This window comes from Inquilinus sp. NPDC058860, assembly GCF_042743185.1.
Classification (GTDB): domain Bacteria; phylum Pseudomonadota; class Alphaproteobacteria; order DSM-16000; family Inquilinaceae; genus Inquilinus.
In genome coordinates, this window is record NZ_JBHYMS010000005.1 from 142,917 (window position 1) to 161,218 (window position 18,302).

The following is an 18,302-nucleotide window of genomic DNA, read 5'->3' on the forward strand; positions in this document are numbered from 1 at the left end:
TGCAAGAGGTAGCGTGCCGAACCCCGCTTCGCAACCAGCGCCTTCCGGCGGCGGCCGCGAAGCGGGCCGGGAGCACGGCCGGAGCCTACGACTTGAGGCGGGTCCAGACCCGCTCGCGCAGGTCGACGGCGGTCTGCGAGCAGTTCTGGTTCGGCTTCAGCCGGCTCAGCAGCTCCGGCGGCGTGTTCACCGCCGGGTCGTTGCGCAGCTTCTCGTCCATCAGGTCGATCGCGCCGGTGATGGCGTTGCTGTAGCCGGTGAAGTTGCCGGCGATGGCGATGTTCTCCGGCTTCATCATCCAGTCGATGAAGATCTTGGCGTTCTCGACGTTGCGCGCGCCCTTCGGGATGGCGAAGTTGTCCTCCCAGAAATTGATGCCTTCCTTGGGATAGACATAGGCGACGGTCGGCCGGGCCTCCTTGGTCCGGTGGGCGGCGCCGTTCCATTGCATGTGGGCAACGACCTCGCCGGCGGTCATGCGCTCGATCGTGCCGTCGGAGTTGTACAGGGCGACGGCCGGCTTCTGCGCCTCCAGCAGCTTGAAGATCTTGCCGGCGTCCTCGCTGCTCTCGGTGCAGAAATCGATGCCGAGATAGAAGGACGCGGCCTTATAGACCTCGACCGAATCGTTCAGCATGGCCAGCTTGCCCTTGAACGGGCCGTCGGGGTTGAAGACCGACCACCAGCTGTCGTCGACCTTGCCGCCCTCGACCTTGGCGGTGTCGTAGCTGAAGCCGGTCGTGCCCCAGTCATAGGGGGCGGAGTATTTCCGCTCCGGGTCGTACCAGGGCTTGTCGTGCGGCGCGGCGACGTTCTTGAAGTTCGGCATCTTGCTGGCGTCGATCGGCTCCAGCATGCCGCCCTTGATCATGATGTCGACCATGTAGTCGGACGGCACCACCACGTCGTAGCCGGCGGCGCCGGCCTGCAGCTTGGCCAGCAGGGTCTCGTTCGAATCATAGACGTCGAGCGTGACCTTGATCCCGGTCTCGGCCTCGAACTTCTTCAAGAGCTCCGGCGGGTAGTAGTTCGTCCAGTTGTAGAAATAGAGCTCGCCGGCGGCCTGCGCGGCCGATGCCGCGGTCAGCGCCCCGGCGGCCGCGACGGCGGCGAGAAGAAGCTGTCTTGCTGGTCCCATCTCAACCTCTCTGTTGTCGTCGGATTGTGATGTCGCGCCCCGCCGACGCCCGGGACGACGGCCCGGCCGCTCAGGATTTGAGGCGGGTCCAGACCCGGTCGCGCAACTCGACCGCAGCGGGAGAGCAGTTCCGGGCTGGCCGCAGCCGGCCGGCATAATCCGGCGGCATGGCGATCGCCGGATCCTCGCTCAGGGCCTTGTCCATGAAGGCCTCGGAGCCCTTGATCGCGTTCATGTAGGTGGTGAAGTTGGAGGCGGCGCCGATGTTTTCCGGCTTCAGCATCCAGGCGATGAAGATCTTGGCGTTCTCCGGATTCTTGGCGTCCTTCGGCACCACCAGGTTGTCGGCCCAGAGGTTCAGCCCCTCCTTCGGATAGACGAAGACCGCGCTCGGCCGCTGCAGCTTGGTGCGGTGGGCGGCGCCGTTCCATTGCATGTGGGCGACGACCTCGCCGGCGGCCATGCGGTCGACCGAGCCGTCGGAGTTGTAGAGGGAGACGGCCGGCTTCTGCGCCTCCAAGAGCTTGAAGATCCTGCCGGCGTCCTCGCTGCTCTCGGTGCAGCGGTCGATGCCGAGGTAGAAGGCGGCGGCGGTGAACACCTCGACCGAGTCGTTCATCATCGCCAGGCTGCCCTTGAAGGGGCCGTCCGGGTTGAAGATCGACCACCAGCTGTCGTCCACCGGGCCCTGCACCTTGGCGCTGTCATAGGTGAAGCCGGTGGTGCCCCACATGTAGGGCGCGGAGTATTTCCGCTCCGGGTCGTACCAGGGCTTGTCGTGCGGGGCGACGACGGCGCCGAAGCCCGGCATGGCGGCGGCGTCGATCTCCTGCAGCAGGCCCTGCTTGACCATGATGTCGACCATGTAGTCGGACGGCACCACCACGTCGTAGCTGGCGCCGCCGGCCTGCATCTTGGCGAGCAGGGTCTCGTTCGAATCGTAGACGTCGAGCGTGACCTTGATCCCGGTCTCGGCCTCGAACTTCTTCAGCAGGTCGGGCGGGGTGTAGTTGGTCCAGTTGAACAGGAACAGGTCGCCGGCCGCCCAGGCGGCGGGGCCGGTGAGGAGGGCGGCCGCGGCGAGGGCGGCGGCCAGGCAGATGCGTCGGTTCCGAATTTCGGGCCTCCCATGGTTCAGCTTCGTGCCCGTCCGACCACCCAGGACAGGGCGACGAAGACGATCGAGATCAGCAGCATCAGCGCCGAGATGGCGTTGACCTCCGGCGTCACGCCGATGCGGATCATGCCGTAGATGTAGATCGGCAGGGTGGTCGCCCCGGCGCCGGAGACGAAGAAGGTGATGACGAAATCGTCGAGCGAGATGATGAAGGCCAGCATCAGCCCGGACAGGATGCCGGGCCACAACAGCGGCAGCGTCACCCGGCGGAAGGCCCGCCAGGGCGTGGCATAGAGATCCGCCGCGGCCTCGCCCAGGCTGGAATCCATGCCCTCCAGCCGCGCCCGGATCGGCAGATAGGCGAAGGGGATGCAGAACACGACATGGGCCAGGATGATGGTGAACAGGCCCAGCGGCAGGGCGACGGCGGTGAAGAACAGCAGCGTCGCGACGGCCGTCACCACCTCCGGCACCACCAGCGGCAAGGCGATCAGGGCGCTGACCGCGGCCTGGCCGCGGAAGCGCCGGCGCGCCATGCCGATCGCGGCCGGGATCGCCATGACGGTCGCCACCACCGACGACGCCAGGGCGACGATCAGCGAGTTCTTCGCCGCCCGCAGGATGTCCGGGTTGCCCAGCACCACGCCGAACCAGCGCGTGCTGAAGCCGCCCCAGATCGTCGCCGTGCTGCCGGCGTTGAAGGCCAGCACCAGCAGCACGACGATGGGGATGTAGAGATAGGCGAAGAAGGCCCAGGAGACGGCGCGGACGCCGGGGAAGCGGCGCAGGTTGGACGGCGCACTCATTTCGCCACCTGCGGCGCGCCGCGGAAGCGGATCAGGTACGCCATCATCGCCAGCAGCACGACGGCCAGCAGGGCGAAGGACAGCGCCGCCCCGAACGGCCAGTTGCGGGCCGAGCCGAACTGGTTCTGGATCAGGTTGCCGATCATCATCGACTTCGACCCGCCCAGCAGGTCCGGCGTCACATAGGCGCCGAGGCACGGGATGAAGACCAGGATGGCGCCGGCGGCGATGCCCGGCATGGCCAGCGGGATGACGATCCGGCGCAACGCCCGCCACTTGTCGGCGCCGAGGTCGTAGGCCGCCTCGACCAGCCGGAAATCCAGCTTCTCCAGGCTGGAATAGATCGGCAGCACCATGAAGGGCAGGAAGGAGTAGGTGAGGCCGATGGCGATCGCCGTCTCGGTATACATCAGGTTCAGCGACCCGGTGGTCAGCCCCAGCCCCTGCAACGCCGAATCGAGCAGCCCGCCCGAGCGCAGCATCAGGATCCAGGCGTAGTTGCGCACCAAGAGGTTGGTCCAGAACGGGATGGTGACCAGGAAGATCAGCAGGTTGCGCCGCGGTGGCGGCTGCATCGCCATGTGCAGCGCGGTCGGGAAGCCGACCAGGACGCACAGCACGGTGGTCAGCAGCGACAGCCAGACCGAGCGCAGCAGGATCTGGGCGTAGGCCGGGTTCCAGATCAGGCTGTCGTCGAAGTCGCGCTCATAGAGGAAGCGGACATAGGCGTCGGTGGAGAAGGTGTTCCACTGCACCCCGCCGAACTGGCCGCGCTCGGCGACCGAGACGACCGCCATGATCGCCAGCGGGACGATGAAGAAGACCAGGATGAAGCCGACCGGGATCCCGATCAGCCCGGCGGTTTTCAGCGAATTGCCGCGCGCCATCATGGCCCTCAATCGGCCAAAGCGTGGCCGGCGCCGGCCGGCACGGCGATGCCGACCCGGTCGCCGGGCTGGAAGCTCTGCGGCGCTCCGGTGCGGTTCTGCAGCCGGGCGGTGACCAGCGCCCCGGCCTCGGCCAGGCGGACATGGTAGGTGGTGTCGGTGCCGACATAGACCACCGTCTCCACTGTCCCGGCCAGGCTGTCCGGCCCGGGCTCGGCGGACAAGAGGATGCGCTCCGGCCGCACCGCCAGGGTGGCGCCGTCGGCGCAGCCGAGGCGGGCGGCGAGGGGGCCGTCGAAGAAATTGGTCTCGCCGATGAAATGGGCGACGAAGCGCCGCTCGGGCCGGTCGTAGATGTCGCGCGGGCCGCCGATCTGCAGGATCTCGCCCTGGCTCATCACCGCGATCCGGTCCGACATGGTCAACGCTTCCTCCTGGTCGTGGGTGACGAAGATGAAGGTGATGCCGGTCTCGGTCTGCAGCCGCTTCAGCTCGATCTGCATCTCCTTTCTCAGCTTGAGGTCGAGGGCCGACAGCGGCTCGTCCAGCAGCAGCACCTGCGGCTCGCTGGCCAGGGCGCGGGCCAAGGCGACGCGCTGCTGCTGCCCGCCGGACAGCTGCGCCGGCTTGCGGTGCTCCATCCCGCCCAGCTTTACCAGGGCGATCATATCGGCGACGCGGGCGTCGGCCCGGGCGCGGTCGACGCCTTTCATCTCCAGGCCGAAGCGGATGTTCTCGCGCACCGTCATGTGCGGGAACAGGGCGTAGCTCTGGAACACCGTGTTCACCGGCCGCCTGTGAGGCGGCAGCCCTTCGATCGGCTTGCCGTGCAGCAGGATGTGGCCGCTGGTCGGCTCCTCGAATCCGGCGATCATGCGGAGGAGGGTGGTCTTGCCGCAGCCGGACGGCCCCAGAAGGGTGAAGAACTCGTTGTCCCGGATCTGGACCGATACGCCGTTCAGGGCCCTGACCGCCCCGCTCTGCTCGCTGCCGAACACTTTGGTCACGTCGACAACGTCGATTGCCGTCCCTGTCAAGATGGCCTCGTTTTTTGTTTCGGCAGGGCGCGAGCCTCGGGGGCGGACCGTCGGGGACCCCTGGCGGCACCGCGCCTGGCCGGCCGGGATCCCTCGGATCTCCCGCTTCCGGCCGCTGCGCTGCTGGGAACGATATCAGCAGGTGCCGCGGGCAATCGCAAGCCTATCCCGCCTGCCGTTCGCGCAAGAAAAAACCCGCCGTCGCCGGCGGGGTTCCTTCGGGTCGGGATGATCGCTTGGCCATAGGCCCCAATCCCCGAACTGTCATCGCCGGGCTTGACCCGGCGATCCAGGGGCCACCCAGTGCGGCTTCGACATCTCTGGATGCCCGGGTCAAGCCCGGGCATGACAGGAAGGGGAAGCGGGGCGTCCGTAAGGCAGCTTCAGACCGAGTAGTACATCTGGAACTCGATCGGGTGCGGGGTGTGCTCGAAGGCGTACACCTCTTCCCACTTCAGCTCGAGATAGGCCTCGATCATGTCCTTGCTGAAGACGTCGCCCTTCAGCAGGAAGGCGTGGTCGGCCTCGAGCGCCAGCAGCGCCTCGCGCAGCGAGCCGCAGACGGTCGGGACGTTCTTCAGCTCTTCCGGCGGCAGGTCGTACAGGTTCTTGTCCATCGCCTCGCCCGGATGGATCTTGTTCTGGATGCCGTCCAGGCCGGCCATCAGCATGGCCGAGAAGGCGAGGTAGGGGTTGGCGCTCGGGTCCGGGAACCGCACCTCGACGCGCTTGCCCTTCGGCGAGGAGACGTAGGGGATGCGGCAGGAGGCGGAGCGGTTGCGGGCCGAATAGGCCAGCAGCACCGGCGCCTCGAAGCCCGGGATCAGGCGCTTGTAGCTGTTGGTCGACGGGTTGGTCAGGGCGTTCAGCGCCTTGGCGTGCTTGATGATGCCGCCGATGTAGTACAGCGCGGTGTCCGACAGGTCGGCATAGCCCGAGCCGGCGAAGGTCGGCTTGCCTTCCTTCCAGATCGACTGGTGGACATGCATGCCCGAGCCGTTGTCGCCCTTGACCGGCTTCGGCATGAAGGTCGCGCTCTTGCCATAGGCGTCGGCGACGTTGTGGATCACGTATTTGTAGAGCTGCAGCGCGTCCGCGGCCTTGATCAGCGTCGCGAACTTGATGCCGAGCTCATGCTGCGAGGAGGCGACCTCGTGGTGGTGCTTCTCGACCTCGACGCCCATCTCGCCCAGCGTCGTCAGCATCTCGGCGCGGAGATCGTGTGCGGCATCCAGCGGCGGCACCGGGAAGTAGCCGCCCTTCGGCTGCACGCGGTGGCCACGGTTGCCGTCCGGGTAGACCTTGCCGCTGTTCTCCGACGCGTCCTCGCTGTCCAGGTAGTAGAAGGCGGAGGTCGTGTTCTGCTGGTAGCGAACATCGTCGAAGATGAAGAACTCGGCCTCGGGGCCGAAATAGGCGGTGTCGCCGATGCCGAGCGACGCCATGTAGCGCTCCGCCGACTTGGCGATCGAGCGCGGGTCGCGGCTGTAGGGCTGGCCGGTGGCCGGTTCCAGGATGTCGCAGGTGATGTTCAGCTGCGCCTGGGCGGCGAAGGGGTCCATGACCGCGGTGTCGGCGTCCGGCATCAGGATCATGTCGGACTCGTTGATCGCCTTCCAGCCGGCGATCGAGGAACCGTCGAACATGACGCCGTCGGTCAGCATGTCCTCGTCCACCGTCGAGACGTGCTGGCTGACGTGATGCACCTTCCCGCGGAAGTCGGTGAAGCGGAAATCGACGTATTTGACGTCGTTCTCTTTGATCAGATCGAGGACCTTGGTCACACCGTCGGCCATGATGGTTTTTTCCTGTGTTTGGACTGTACGCGAGTGTTCTTATGAGAGGCGTTCTTGGGCGGCAAGCTCGGACGGCCGATGCTCAGATGGCGTCGGCGCCCTTCTCTCCGGTGCGGATGCGGATGACCTCCTCCACCGGGGTGACGAAGATCTTACCGTCGCCGATCCGGCCGGTCTGGGCAGCCTGCTGGATGGCCTCGATCGCACGTTCGACCAGGGCGTCCTCCATGACCACCTCGACCTTCACCTTGGGCAGGAAGTCGACCACGTATTCCGCGCCGCGGTAGAGCTCGGTGTGGCCCTTCTGGCGGCCGAAGCCCTTCGCCTCGGTCACGGTGATGCCCTTGATCCCGACCTCGTGAAGGGCCTCCTTCACCTCGTCGAGCTTGAACGGCTTGATGATGGCTTCGACTTTCTTCATGGGTTCGGAACCGTTCCCTGGATCATTTGCGCGCCACCGCCGGGTGCGGAACGCTCTCGCCGACATGTGAAGCAAGCCCCGTGCCAGTCGCCGACTCCGCGTCGGCGACCGGGGATGAAAAGAGGCTTGCTCAGAATTTAGGCATAGTGCTGCTTCTTTAGGCTTCGATCAAGCCGGACAGGGCGCCGGCCATACGGTCCACGGCCTGCCGGATGGCCTCGACGCTGTTGGCATAGGACAGGCGCAGGAAGCCTTCGCCCATGGCGCCGAAGCTGGTGCCGGCGATGGTGGCGACGCCGCATTCCTCCAGCAGCTTCGTCTGCAGCGCCTTGGCCGTCATCCCGGTGCCGGTGATGTTGGGGAACGCATAGAACGCTCCGCCCGGCTCGACGCAGCGCACGCCGGGCAGCCGGTTCAGTGCGTCGACCACCACGCGGCGGCGTTCGGCGAAGGCGGCGCACATCGTGTCGACCGCATCCTGCGGCCCCTGCAGCGCGGCGATGCCGGCGTATTGGGCGGCGGCGTTGACGCAGGAATGGGAGTTCACAGCCAGCCGCGTCGCACCTTCGCGCAGCGCCTTGGGCCACACGCTCCACCCCAGCCGCCAGCCGGTCATGGCATAGGTCTTCGACCAGCCGTCCAGGAGGATCACCCGGTCGCGCAGGGCGGGGTAGGAGAGGAAGCAGCCGTGCTCCGCCCCATCATAGAGGATGCGGCTGTAGATCTCGTCGCTCAGCACCGCGACATGCGGGTGCCGCTCCAGCCCTTCGGCCAGGCGGTCCAGCTCGGCCTTCGGCACCACGCCGCCGGTCGGGTTGGCCGGGCTGTTGATGATCAGGAGGCGGGTGCGCGGCGTGATCTGGGCCAGCACCTCCTCGGCCGAGAAGGCGAATCCGTTCTCCTCGCGCAGCCGCACCGGCACCGGCGTCGCCCCGGTGAAGCGGATGGCGGATTCGTAGATCGGGAATCCGGGGTTGGGGTACAGGATCTCGGCCCCCGGCTCACCGAACATCAGGATGGCGAACCACATGGTCACCTTGCCGCCCGGCATGATCACCACGTCGTCCGGGTCGACCGTGACGCCGCGCCGGGCCTCCAGGTCGTCGGCCACGGCCCGGCGCAGCGCCGGGATGCCGCCGGCCGGGGTATAGCCGTGATGGCCGTCGCGCAGCGCCTTCACCGCCGCCTCGACGATGTGGTCGGGGGTGCGGAAATCGGGCTGGCCGATGCCGAGATTGATGATGTCGCGGCCCTGCGCCGCCAGCGCCTGGGCCCGCGCCAGCACGTCGAACGCGGTCTCGGTGCCGAGATTGGCCATGGCGGCCGCCTGAATCAGCATCATGCCTTCCCCTGAATGAGTGTGTCGGGGCGGACTATGCCGCCTTGCGCCGCCGCGGTCATTCCCGGCAGCGGCCCCGATCGGCGGGAATGCGTCTTGACGCCGTCGCGGCGATGCCTCATATGAGCCGCCGCTAACGCTGTGGCGGCCATAGCTCAGTTGGTAGAGCACTCGGTTGTGGTCCGAGATGTCACGGGTTCGAGTCCCGTTGGTCGCCCCATTTCCCTTCCTCCCCATCGTCTGATACGCCTGTTCCGACCGCATCGGAGGAGGCTGCCTTGTATCGACCGAACGCCGCGAAACGGAAGCTGCGGGCGGGTGAGCCCGTCTATGGCTGCTGGCAGGGCATCGGCCATTCGCTGATCACCGAGCTGCTCGGCCTCGCCGGCTACGACATCGTGCTGCTCGACCACGAGCACGGGCCGGCCGCGGTCGCCGATGCCGTGCCCAGCCTGCAGGCCCTGGCCGGCACCCCGGCCACCGGCATCGTCCGCATGCCCTGGAACGACCCGGTCTACGCCAAACGCATCCTCGACATCGGCGCCGAGGGCGTGATGGTGCCGCAAGTCAATTCCAGGGCCGAGGCGGAGGCCGCGGTCGCCGCCTGCCGCTATCCGCCGGCCGGCATCCGCGGCGTCGCCTACGGCATCGCCCGCGGCGCCGATTTCGGCCTGGCGCCCGACTATCAGCAGACCATCTCCGACAACCTCCTGATTCTGTGCCAGATCGAGACCCGGCAGGCGGTGGAGGCGATTCCCGACATCGCCGCGGTCGACGGCGTCGACGGGCTGTTCATCGGCCCCTGGGACCTGTCCGGCAGCCTCGGCAAGCTCGGCCGCTTCGACGACCCGGAGGTGCGCGACACGATTCGCCGGGCCGAACGCGCCATCCAGGACAGCGGCAAATGGCTCGGCTCGCTGCCCTCGCTCGGCCGTTCGCCCGCCGAAATGGTGCGGGACGGCTGCCGCATCGTCATCGGCCCGGCCGAGATCACCCTGCTGCGCGACGCGGCCCGGGCCGATGTCGCCGCCTTTCGGGCCGCCTTCAAGGAGGCGGTCGGGACGGCGGGCCGGTGACCGTATCCGACCTCGCCCTGTTGACCGCGGCGGAGATGGCCGAGGCCGACCGCCGCACCATCGCCGCCGGCACCCCCGGCATCGTGCTGATGGAGCGGGCGGGGGCGGCGGTGGCGCGGGCGATCCGCGCCCGCTGGTCGCCGCGCCCGGTCGCGGTGCTGTGCGGCCCCGGCAACAACGGCGGCGACGGCTGGGTCATCGGCCGCCTGCTGGCGGAGCGGGGCTGGCCGGTGCGGCTGGCCTCGCTGGTCCCGGTCAAGTCCCTGAAGGGCGACGCGGCTGAGGCGGCAGGGCGGTGGCGGGGCAGGGTGGAGGCGCCGGCCCCGGCGGTGCTGGACGGCGCCGGGCTCATCGTCGACGCGCTGTTCGGCGCCGGGCTGAACCGGGCGCCGGAGGGCAAGGCCGCGGCCCTGATCGAGGCGGCGGCCGGCTCCGGCCTGCCGGTGGTCGCGGTGGATGTGCCCAGCGGCCTGTTCGGCGACGACGGCTCCGCCCCCGGACCGGTGGCGCCGGCGGCGTTGACGGTCACCTTCTTCCGCCGCAAGCCCGGCCACCTCCTGTTGCCCGGCCGCGGCCTCTGCGGCGAGACCCGGGTGGCCGATATCGGCATCGCCGCCGCGGTGCTCGACGCGATCGGGCCGCGGCTGCACGAGAACGGGCCGGCGCTGTGGCGTGCGGCCCTGCCGCACACGGCGCCGGCGCAGCACAAATACGATCGCGGCCATCCGCTGATCCTGGCCGGCGGCAGCCTGACCGGCGCGGCCCGGCTGGCGGCACGGGCGGCGCGTCGGGTCGGCGCCGGCCTGCTCACCGTGGTCGCGCCCGAGGCGGCGCTGCCGGCCTTCCGCGCCGACTGGCCCGGCGCCATGGCGCTGCCGATGGAGCGCTGGGACGGGCTGCTGGCCGACCGGCGCCTGGGCCCGGTGCTGATCGGCCCCGGCGGCGGGGCCGGGCCGGCGCTGCGCCAGGCGGTCGCGGCGGTGCGCGAAACCGGCAAGTCGCTGGTGCTCGATGCCGACGGCCTCGCCAGCTATGCCGGCGAGCCGCAGGCGCTGGCCGGGCTGCTGGACACCGATTGCGTGCTGACCCCGCATCAGGGCGAGTTCGACCGGCTGTTCGGCAAGGCCGACGCCCCGCGCCTGGTCCGGGCGCGCCAGGCCGCGGCCCTGGTCGGCGCCGTGGTGGTGCTGAAGGGGGCCGACACCATCATCGCCGCGCCGGACGGGCACGCGGTGGTCAACGCCAACGCACCGCCGACCCTGGCCACCGGCGGCACCGGCGACGTCCTGGCCGGGATCGTGCTGGGGCTGAAGGCGCAGGGCATGCCCGGCTTCGAGGCCGCCTGCGCCGCCGTCTGGCTGCACGGCGCCGCGGCCCAGCGGGTCGGCGCCGGGCTGATCGCCGAGGACGTGGTCGACGCCCTGCCGGCTGTGCTCGACCGGCTGTAGCCCCGCGTTTTGCCTGTCGCCCGCAAAAACCCTGTGCTATGACCGCCCCTTCGCAGGGCCGACTCCCTTCGTTGCCCGCCTTTTTGTGCGCGTTTTCGGGGGCGGGCAGGGGTGGGGGTCTTCGCGGGCGTGGCGGAATTGGTAGACGCACTGGATTTAGGTTCCAGCGGCGAAAGCCGTGGGGGTTCAAATCCCTCCGCCCGCACCATTGAACATCTCGACAGGGCACAGCTCGACCGACCTGTCACATCGACGGATTCCTGAAGACCGATGCAAGTGATCGAAACCAGCACCGAGGGTCTGCGGCACGAGTTCAAGATCGTCGTGCCGGCGGCCGACATCGAACAGCGCGTCCAGACGGAGCTCGTCAAGCTCGCGGGCCGGGTCAAGCTCCCGGGCTTCCGCCCCGGCAAGGTGCCGGTGTCGCTGATGAAGCAGCGCTACGGCAAGTCGGTCATGGGCGAGGTCCTGGAAGGCGCCGTCGACGAGGGCACCCGTCAGGCGCTGGAGGAGCGCAACCTGCGCCCGGCGCTGCGCCCGAAGGTCGAGGTGACCAGCTTCGACGAGGGCAAGGACCTGGAGTACAAGGTCGATGTCGAGGTGCTGCCGGAGATCACCGCGCCGGCCTTCGACAGCGTCGAGATCGACCGCCCGGTCGCCGAGGTGACCGAGGAGCAGATCTCGGCCGGCCTGACCCGGATCGCCGAGACCCGCCGCAAGTTCGAGCCGGTGACCGAGGAGCGCGGCGTCGAGACCGGCGACGTCGCCGTCATCGACTTCGAGGGCAGCCTCGACGGCGCCGCGCCGAGTGAGGAGATGTCCGGCAAGGACTTCCGCCTGGAGATCGGCTCGAACCGCTTCATCCCGGGCTTCGAGGAGCAGCTGATCGGCAAGAAGCCGGGCGAGCACGTCACCGTCTCGCTGAGCTTCCCCGAGGAGTATCCGAGCCCGGAGCATGCCGGCAAGCCGGCGAAGTTCGAGGTCGACGTCAAGTCGATCGAGCAGGGCGTGGTGCCCGAGGTGAACGAGGACTTCGCCAAGGAGCTGGGCTTCGAGGATCTCGAAGGCCTGCGCAACGCGGTCAAGGGCCAGACCGAGCAGGAGTTCGGCCGGGTGTCGCGCCTGCGCGCCAAGCGCAAGCTGCTCGACAAGCTGGCCGAGCTGGTCGACTTCGCCGTGCCGCAGGGCATGGTCGACCTCGAGTTCGACCAGATCTGGCAGCAGGTGCAGCAGTCGATCGAGACCGGCGGCGACGACAATCCGGACAAGAACAAGCCGGAGGACGAGCTGAAGGCCGAATACCGCGGCATCGCCGAGCGCCGCGTCCGCCTGGGCCTGCTGTTCGCCGAGATCGGCCGCGCCGAGAACGTCGAGGTGTCGCAGGAAGAGCTGAACCGCGCCCTGATCGCCGAGGCCCGCCGCTATCCGGGCCAGGAGCAGCAGGTCGTCGACTTCTTCCGCAAGAACCCGCAGGCGATCGAGAATCTGCGGGCCCCGCTGTTCGAGGAGAAGGTCGTCGACGTCATCCTCGGCAAGATCAAGGTCAACGACACCACCGTGACGCCGGAGGAGCTGGCGCGCGACCCGGACGAGGACGAGGCGGTCGAGGCCAAGCCGGCCGACGCCAAGCCCGCCAAGGGCAAGGCGGCCAAGTCCAAGGCCGCAGCCGAGACCGAGGGCGCCGACGCGAAGGCCGCCGACACTGACGCCGCCGACACCGGCACCGGCGCCTGACCGGTTGAAGGGCGCTGCGGACCTCCCCTAATGTAGGGGTGAGCCGCGGCGCCCTGCCGGCCCGCGCGAGCCTTCGAGGAACGGAATGCCTCCGTATCAGCCGAGCACGAACAGTCTCGTCCCCTACGTCATTGAGACGACGAACCGGGGCGAACGAATTTCCGACATCTACTCCCGGCTCCTGCGGGAACGGATCATCTTTCTGACCGGGCCGATCTACGACGAGCTCGCCAGCCTCGTCTGCGCCCAGCTGCTGTTTCTCGAATCCGAGAACCCGAAGAAGGACATCGCCTTCTACATCAACTCGCCGGGCGGGGTGATCACGGCGGGCATGGCGATCTACGACACCATGCAGTACATCCAGCCGCAGATCATGACCGTCTGCATCGGCCAGGCGGCGTCGATGGGCTCGCTGCTGCTGGCGGCCGGCGCCCCGGGCAAGCGCTTCGCGCTGCCGAACAGCCGCATCATGGTGCACCAGCCCTCCGGCGGCGCCCGCGGCCAGGCTTCGGACATCGAGATCCAGGCGCGCGAGATCCTGAAGCTGCGCCAGCGGCTGAACGAGGTCTATGTCAAGCACACCGGCCAGAGCCTCGAGGAGATCGAGCGCTCGATGGATCGCGACAAGTTCATGTCGGCCGATGAAGCCAAGGGCTTCGGCATCGTCGACGAGGTCGTCGAGCGGCGTCCGACCGTTGCCGAATAATCGATCTCTTTGCCCGCGGCCCTACCGATCCGGGCCGAAGGGCGCTATCTTGATTCGTGATGATGCGGATCTGCCTTGCACCGGGACGACCTTGTTGCAGGGTGGAGACGCCGCCATCTGGAGGCAGCCGCATCCCGGCCCGCGAGTTCGTTTCCCCGCGGCGGGGGGCACGCGGATCGGTATCGCGGATGCGGAAGTGAGGCAGTGATGGGTAAGACCGCAGGCGGTGACTCGAAGAACACGCTCTACTGCTCGTTCTGCGGCAAGAGCCAGCACGAGGTTCGCAAGCTCATTGCGGGCCCGACTGTGTTCATCTGCGACGAGTGCGTCGAGCTGTGCACCGACATCATCCGCGAGGAGAACAAGACCACGCTGGTCAAGAACCGCGACGGGGTCCCGACGCCGAAGGACATCCGCAAGGTTCTCGATGACTACGTGATCGGCCAGGAGCACGCGAAGAAGGTGCTCTCGGTCGCCGTGCACAACCACTACAAGCGGCTGGCGCACGGGCAGAAGAACGGCGAGGTCGAGCTCGCGAAGTCGAATATCCTGCTGATCGGGCCGACCGGCTGCGGCAAGACGCTCCTGGCCCAGACCCTGGCCCGCATCCTCGACGTCCCCTTCACCATGGCCGACGCCACGACGCTGACCGAGGCGGGCTATGTCGGCGAGGATGTCGAGAACATCATCCTCAAGCTGCTGCAGGCCGCCGACTACAATGTCGAGCGGGCGCAGCGCGGCATCGTCTACATCGACGAGGTCGACAAGATCAGCCGCAAGTCGGACAACCCCTCGATCACCCGCGACGTCTCGGGCGAGGGCGTGCAGCAGGCCCTGCTGAAGATCATGGAAGGCACCATCGCGTCGGTGCCGCCCCAGGGCGGGCGCAAGCACCCGCAGCAGGAGTTCCTGCAGGTCGACACCACCAACATCCTGTTCATCTGCGGCGGCGCCTTCTCCGGGCTGGAGAAGATCATCTCCCAGCGCGGCCGCGGCAGCTCGCTCGGCTTCGGCGCCGACGTGCGCGGGCCGGACGAGCGGACGACCGGCGAGATCTTCAGCGAGGTCGAGCCCGAGGATCTGCTGAAGTTCGGCCTGATCCCCGAATTCGTCGGCCGCCTGCCGGTGGTGGCGACGCTCGAGGACCTCGACTCGGACGCGCTGATCGAGATCCTGTCCAAGCCGAAGAACGCGCTGGTGAAGCAGTACCAGCGCCTGTTCGAGATGGAGGACGTGCATCTGTCGCTGACCGACGATGCCCTGAAGGGCATCGCCAACCGGGCGATCCAGCGCAAGACCGGAGCGCGCGGCCTGCGCTCGATCATGGAGAGCATCCTGCTCGAGCCGATGTACGACCTGCCGAGCATGAACGGCGTGGTCGAGATCGTGGTCAACCGCGAGGTGGTCGACGGCCGCGCCAAGCCGCTCCTGATCTACGCCGAGAAACAGCAGGACCGCGCTCCCGGCGCCTGAGAACGGGCTAGCGATCGTTCCTGACCGACCTGACAGCCGATGTCTCGCGACATCGGCTGTTTCGTTTCGTAATTGCCGCAGGCCGCCGCCTTTGGCTTGCCAGGATCGGCCGATTGGGTTCTTGTGACCTGATCATGAGGGCTGCAGCATTCCCGTCCCTTGAACGGCCTCCGGTCATCGCCACGTCTATTGGGCGCGCCGGGTCCCCTTCGTCCGGCGCCGGCGCGGCGCCGCTCCTCGGGCCGCTGCCCACCCCAGTAAGGCAGAACGCATGTTGAACCTGAACAAAGACACGCTGTACCCGGTGTTGCCTCTGAGGGACATCGTGGTCTTCCCGCACATGATCGTGCCCTTGTTCGTCGGCCGCGAGAAATCAGTCCGTGCGCTCGAGGACGTGATGAAGGAGGACAAGCAGATCCTCCTGGTCACCCAGCGCAACGCCTCGCAGGACGACCCGTCGCCGGAGGAGATCTTCGACGTCGGCACGATCGGGACGGTGCTGCAGCTGCTGAAGCTGCCGGACGGGACCGTCAAGGTGCTGGTCGAGGGCGTCAAGCGCGCCCGCATCGTGCGCTACGCCGACAACCCCGAATTCTTCCAGGCCCAGGTCGAGCCGCTCGAGGAGGTCACCGCCGACCCGCAGGAGGTCGAGGCGCTGGGCCGCGCCGCGGTCGCCCAGTTCGAGCAGTACATCAAGCTCAACAAGAAGATCCCGCCGGAGGTGCTGGTCTCGGTCAACCAGATCGAGGACGGCGCCAAGCTGGCCGACACCATCGCCGCCCATCTGTCGCTGAAGATCCCCGAGAAGCAGCAGATTCTCGAGATCGCCTCGATCACCGAGCGGCTGGAGAAGGTCTACGGCTTCATGGAGGGCGAGATCGGCGTCCTCCAGGTGGAGAAGCGCATCCGCAGCCGCGTCAAGCGGCAGATGGAGAAGACCCAGCGCGAGTACTACCTGAACGAGCAGCTGAAGGCGATCCAGAAGGAGCTCGGCGAGGGCGAGGACGGCCGCGACGAGGCGGCGGAGCTCGAGGAGCGGATCAACAAGGTCAAGCTGACCAAGGAGGCCCGCGACAAGGCCATGGCCGAGCTGAAGAAGCTGCGGTCGATGAGCCCGATGTCGGCCGAGGCCACGGTGGTCCGCAACTACCTCGACTGGATGCTGTCGATTCCGTGGAAGCAGCGGACCCGGATCAAGAAGGACCTGCTGCACGCCGAGCAGGTGCTGAACGACGACCATTACGGCCTGGAGAAGGTCAAGGAGCGCGTGCTGGAGTACTTGGCCGTGCAGCAGCGGACCAACAAGATCCGCGGCTCGATCCTGTGCCTCGTGGGCCCGCCGGGCGTCGGCAAGACCTCGCTGGGCAAGTCGATCGCCAAGGCCACCGGCCGCAACTTCGTGCGCATGTCGCTGGGCGGTGTCCGCGACGAGGCGGAGATCCGCGGCCACCGGCGGACCTATATCGGCTCGATGCCCGGCAAGGTCATCCAGGGCATGAAGAAGGCCAAGTCGTCGAACCCGCTGTTCCTGCTCGACGAGATCGACAAGCTGGGCGCCGACTATCGCGGCGACCCGTCCTCGGCCTTGCTCGAGGTGCTGGATCCGGAGCAGAACGCGACCTTCAACGACCACTACCTCGAGGTCGATTACGACCTGTCGGACGTGATGTTCATCTGCACGGCCAACAGCCTGCGCATGCCGCAGCCGCTGATGGACCGCATGGAGATCATCCGCATCCCCGGCTACACCGAGGATGAGAAGATCGAGATCGCCAAGCGCCACCTGATCCAGAAGCAGGCCGAGGCCAACGGCCTGAAGAAGGGCGAGTGGACGCTGACCGACGAGGCGCTGCGCGACCTGATTCGCTACTACACCCGGGAGGCGGGCGTCCGCAGCCTGGAGCGCGAGATCGCGGGCCTGGCGCGCAAGGCGGTGCGCGAGATCCTGTCGACCGACGTCAAGAAGATCGTCGTCAAGCCGGAGGATCTCGACAAATATGCCGGCGTGCGCAAGTTCCGCTACGGCGAGGCGGAACTCGAGGACATGGTCGGCGTCGTCACCGGCCTGGCCTGGACCGAGGTCGGCGGCGAGATCCTGTCGATCGAGGCCGTGCCGGTCCCCGGCCGCGGCCGCGTGGTGGCGACCGGCAAGCTCGGCGACGTGATGAAGGAATCGGTGCAGGCGGCGGAAAGCTTCGCCAAGGCCCGTGCCGTGTCCTTCGGCATCAAGCCGACGCTGTTCGGCAAGCGCGACATCCATGTCCACGTGCCGGAGGGGGCGACCCCGAAGGACGGGCCGTCGGCCGGTGTCGCCATGGTCACGGCCATCGTCTCGGCGCTGACCGGAAACCCGGTCCGCCGCGACGTGGCGATGACCGGTGAGGTCACCCTGCGCGGGCGCGTGCTGCCGATCGGCGGGCTGAAGGAAAAGCTGCTGGCGGCGGTGCGGGCCGGCATCAAGACGGTGATTATTCCGAAGGACAATGAAAAAGACCTTGCGGATATTCCGGATTCGGTGAAGAAGGCCCTGGCAATCCTGCCGACTGCCAGTGTCGAGGAGGTTCTGAAGAACGCCCTGGTGCGTCCTCTGGAGCCGATCGAATGGAAGGATACGGATGTGGACGACATCGCCCCCGTCGCCGCTGATGGCGACGACGAAGCGGTGATCCGCCACTGAATGATTGCGGCGGCCTTGGAACTCGGCAGAATTCCATGTGTTTCAGGGCCGCCGACGATTGACCGTGTTTCCGCGATACGCTTACAGTTCGTGACGTTTCGGTGTCGGGAAAAGGCGCATCGAACGGTTGTCGGTTTGGAGAGTACCTAGCCTGTATCCGGCGAACCCGCCGGAACGACCAACACAGAGCCTAAAGGAGGCCGACACGTGAACAAGAACGATCTCGTCGCACACGTCGCGGAAAGCACCGGTCTGTCGCGTGCCGATGCTGGCAACGCCATCGACAGCTTCATCGACGGCGTCACCAAGACGTTGACGAAGGGGGGGGAAGTCCGCCTCGTTGGGTTCGGCACCTTCGGCGTTGCGGCGCGTGCCGCGTCCGAGGGCCGCAATCCGCGGACCGGCGAGACCATCAAGATCGCCGCCTCCAAGCAGGTCAAGTTCAAGGCCGGCAAGGGTCTGAAGGATGCCGTCAACGGCGCTGGCGGCAAGAAGAAGTAAGCCTCCGCGCTTGTGACCGAACCGGCCGGTCGGCGCCTTGGGCCGACCGGCCGCGTCAATTGCCGGCCCCCCCGCAAAGCCGCCCCGGGGGCCCCCCGGCGCGAAACTCAGGCGGGAGAGCAAAAGGTTTTAAACAGTCTAATATA

General features: G+C 67.6%; 15 protein-coding genes and 2 tRNA genes. 9 read left to right on the forward strand and 8 right to left on the reverse strand.

Translation table 11 applies throughout. The features are described 5' to 3' along the window. Positions 1–85: 85 nt before the first annotated feature. The 8 genes from ACFW16_RS05520 to ACFW16_RS05555 form a co-directional block, all read right to left on the reverse strand. Positions 86–1,138 carry an extracellular solute-binding protein gene (locus ACFW16_RS05520; RefSeq protein WP_380302659.1) on the reverse strand — a complete coding sequence of 351 codons (1,053 nt, stop codon included), beginning with the start codon at positions 1,136–1,138 and terminating at the stop codon, positions 86–88. Positions 1,139–1,208: 70 nt separating this feature from the next. After that, positions 1,209–2,300 carry an extracellular solute-binding protein gene (locus ACFW16_RS05525; protein WP_380302753.1) on the reverse strand — a complete coding sequence of 364 codons (1,092 nt, stop codon included), beginning with the start codon at positions 2,298–2,300 and terminating at the stop codon, positions 1,209–1,211. Then, positions 2,273–3,061, reverse strand: a complete 789-nt coding sequence (locus ACFW16_RS05530; protein WP_380302660.1) for an ABC transporter permease — start codon at positions 3,059–3,061, stop codon at positions 2,273–2,275. Before ACFW16_RS05530 ends, ACFW16_RS05525 begins: the two co-directional genes overlap by 28 nt. Further along, positions 3,058–3,948 (reverse strand): ABC transporter permease, encoded by an 891-nt coding sequence (locus ACFW16_RS05535; RefSeq protein ID WP_380302662.1) that lies wholly within the window; start codon positions 3,946–3,948, stop codon positions 3,058–3,060. Before ACFW16_RS05535 ends, ACFW16_RS05530 begins: the two co-directional genes overlap by 4 nt. A gap of 8 nt (positions 3,949–3,956) precedes the next feature. Then, positions 3,957–4,985, reverse strand: a complete 1,029-nt coding sequence (locus tag ACFW16_RS05540; protein WP_380302664.1) for an ABC transporter ATP-binding protein — start codon at positions 4,983–4,985, stop codon at positions 3,957–3,959. 383 nt (positions 4,986–5,368) lie between these two features. Next, on the reverse strand, positions 5,369–6,781 hold the full coding sequence (glnA, locus tag ACFW16_RS05545) for a type I glutamate--ammonia ligase (protein ID WP_380302666.1): 1,413 nt from the start codon (positions 6,779–6,781) through the stop codon (positions 5,369–5,371). An 82-nt stretch (positions 6,782–6,863) separates the two neighbouring features. Then, positions 6,864–7,202: a P-II family nitrogen regulator gene (locus ACFW16_RS05550; protein WP_034832554.1), complete on the reverse strand. Its 339-nt coding sequence runs from the start codon at positions 7,200–7,202 to the stop codon at positions 6,864–6,866. 157 nt (positions 7,203–7,359) lie between these two features. Next, positions 7,360–8,544, reverse strand: coding sequence for a pyridoxal phosphate-dependent aminotransferase (locus tag ACFW16_RS05555; protein ID WP_380302669.1), 1,185 nt, complete (start codon positions 8,542–8,544; stop codon positions 7,360–7,362). Positions 8,545–8,685: 141 nt separating this feature from the next. Between ACFW16_RS05555 and ACFW16_RS05560 the strand changes: the two genes are divergently transcribed. From ACFW16_RS05560 to ACFW16_RS05600, 9 genes are all read left to right on the forward strand, one after another. Then, positions 8,686–8,761 (forward strand) — tRNA-His (locus ACFW16_RS05560). Between the two features lie 58 nt (positions 8,762–8,819). After that, positions 8,820–9,617, forward strand: coding sequence for an HpcH/HpaI aldolase/citrate lyase family protein (locus ACFW16_RS05565; RefSeq protein WP_380302671.1), 798 nt, complete (start codon positions 8,820–8,822; stop codon positions 9,615–9,617). Beyond that, a complete protein-coding gene (locus tag ACFW16_RS05570; RefSeq protein ID WP_380302672.1) occupies positions 9,614–11,065 on the forward strand; it encodes an NAD(P)H-hydrate dehydratase in 1,452 nt (483 codons plus the stop codon). The genes ACFW16_RS05565 and ACFW16_RS05570 overlap by 4 nt, the downstream gene beginning before the upstream one ends. 123 nt (positions 11,066–11,188) lie before the next feature. Next, positions 11,189–11,273: transfer RNA gene (locus ACFW16_RS05575), tRNA-Leu, on the forward strand. A 62-nt stretch (positions 11,274–11,335) separates the two neighbouring features. Beyond that, positions 11,336–12,799, forward strand: a complete 1,464-nt coding sequence (gene tig, locus ACFW16_RS05580; protein ID WP_380302674.1) for a trigger factor — start codon at positions 11,336–11,338, stop codon at positions 12,797–12,799. A gap of 85 nt (positions 12,800–12,884) precedes the next feature. Beyond that, a complete protein-coding gene (gene clpP / locus ACFW16_RS05585) occupies positions 12,885–13,505 on the forward strand; it encodes an ATP-dependent Clp endopeptidase proteolytic subunit ClpP (protein WP_380302676.1) in 621 nt (206 codons plus the stop codon). Positions 13,506–13,712: 207 nt separating this feature from the next. Further along, entirely contained in the window at positions 13,713–14,978 is a 1,266-nt protein-coding gene (gene clpX / locus ACFW16_RS05590) for an ATP-dependent Clp protease ATP-binding subunit ClpX (RefSeq protein WP_380302678.1), read from the forward strand. Positions 14,979–15,249: 271 nt separating this feature from the next. After that, positions 15,250–17,655: an endopeptidase La gene (gene lon / locus ACFW16_RS05595; RefSeq protein ID WP_380302680.1), complete on the forward strand. Its 2,406-nt coding sequence runs from the start codon at positions 15,250–15,252 to the stop codon at positions 17,653–17,655. Between the two features lie 207 nt (positions 17,656–17,862). Then, positions 17,863–18,156, forward strand: a complete 294-nt coding sequence (locus ACFW16_RS05600; protein WP_225764712.1) for an HU family DNA-binding protein — start codon at positions 17,863–17,865, stop codon at positions 18,154–18,156. Positions 18,157–18,302 lie beyond the last annotated feature (146 nt).

Coding starts and splice junctions, on each gene's coding strand:
- ACFW16_RS05530 (WP_380302660.1), bottom strand. CDS start 3,061: ATGAGTGCGCCGTCCAACCTGCGCCGCTTCCCCGGCGTCCGCGCCGTC.
- ACFW16_RS05520 (WP_380302659.1), bottom strand. CDS start 1,138: ATGGGACCAGCAAGACAGCTTCTTCTCGCCGCCGTCGCGGCCGCCGGG.
- ACFW16_RS05535 (WP_380302662.1), bottom strand. CDS start 3,948: ATGGCGCGCGGCAATTCGCTGAAAACCGCCGGGCTGATCGGGATCCCG.
- ACFW16_RS05555 (WP_380302669.1), bottom strand. CDS start 8,544: ATGATGCTGATTCAGGCGGCCGCCATGGCCAATCTCGGCACCGAGACC.
- ACFW16_RS05550 (WP_034832554.1), bottom strand. CDS start 7,202: ATGAAGAAAGTCGAAGCCATCATCAAGCCGTTCAAGCTCGACGAGGTG.
- clpX (WP_380302678.1), top strand. CDS start 13,713: ATGGGTAAGACCGCAGGCGGTGACTCGAAGAACACGCTCTACTGCTCG.
- lon (WP_380302680.1), top strand. CDS start 15,250: ATGTTGAACCTGAACAAAGACACGCTGTACCCGGTGTTGCCTCTGAGG.
- clpP (WP_380302676.1), top strand. CDS start 12,885: ATGCCTCCGTATCAGCCGAGCACGAACAGTCTCGTCCCCTACGTCATT.
- tig (WP_380302674.1), top strand. CDS start 11,336: ATGCAAGTGATCGAAACCAGCACCGAGGGTCTGCGGCACGAGTTCAAG.
- glnA (WP_380302666.1), bottom strand. CDS start 6,781: ATGGCCGACGGTGTGACCAAGGTCCTCGATCTGATCAAAGAGAACGAC.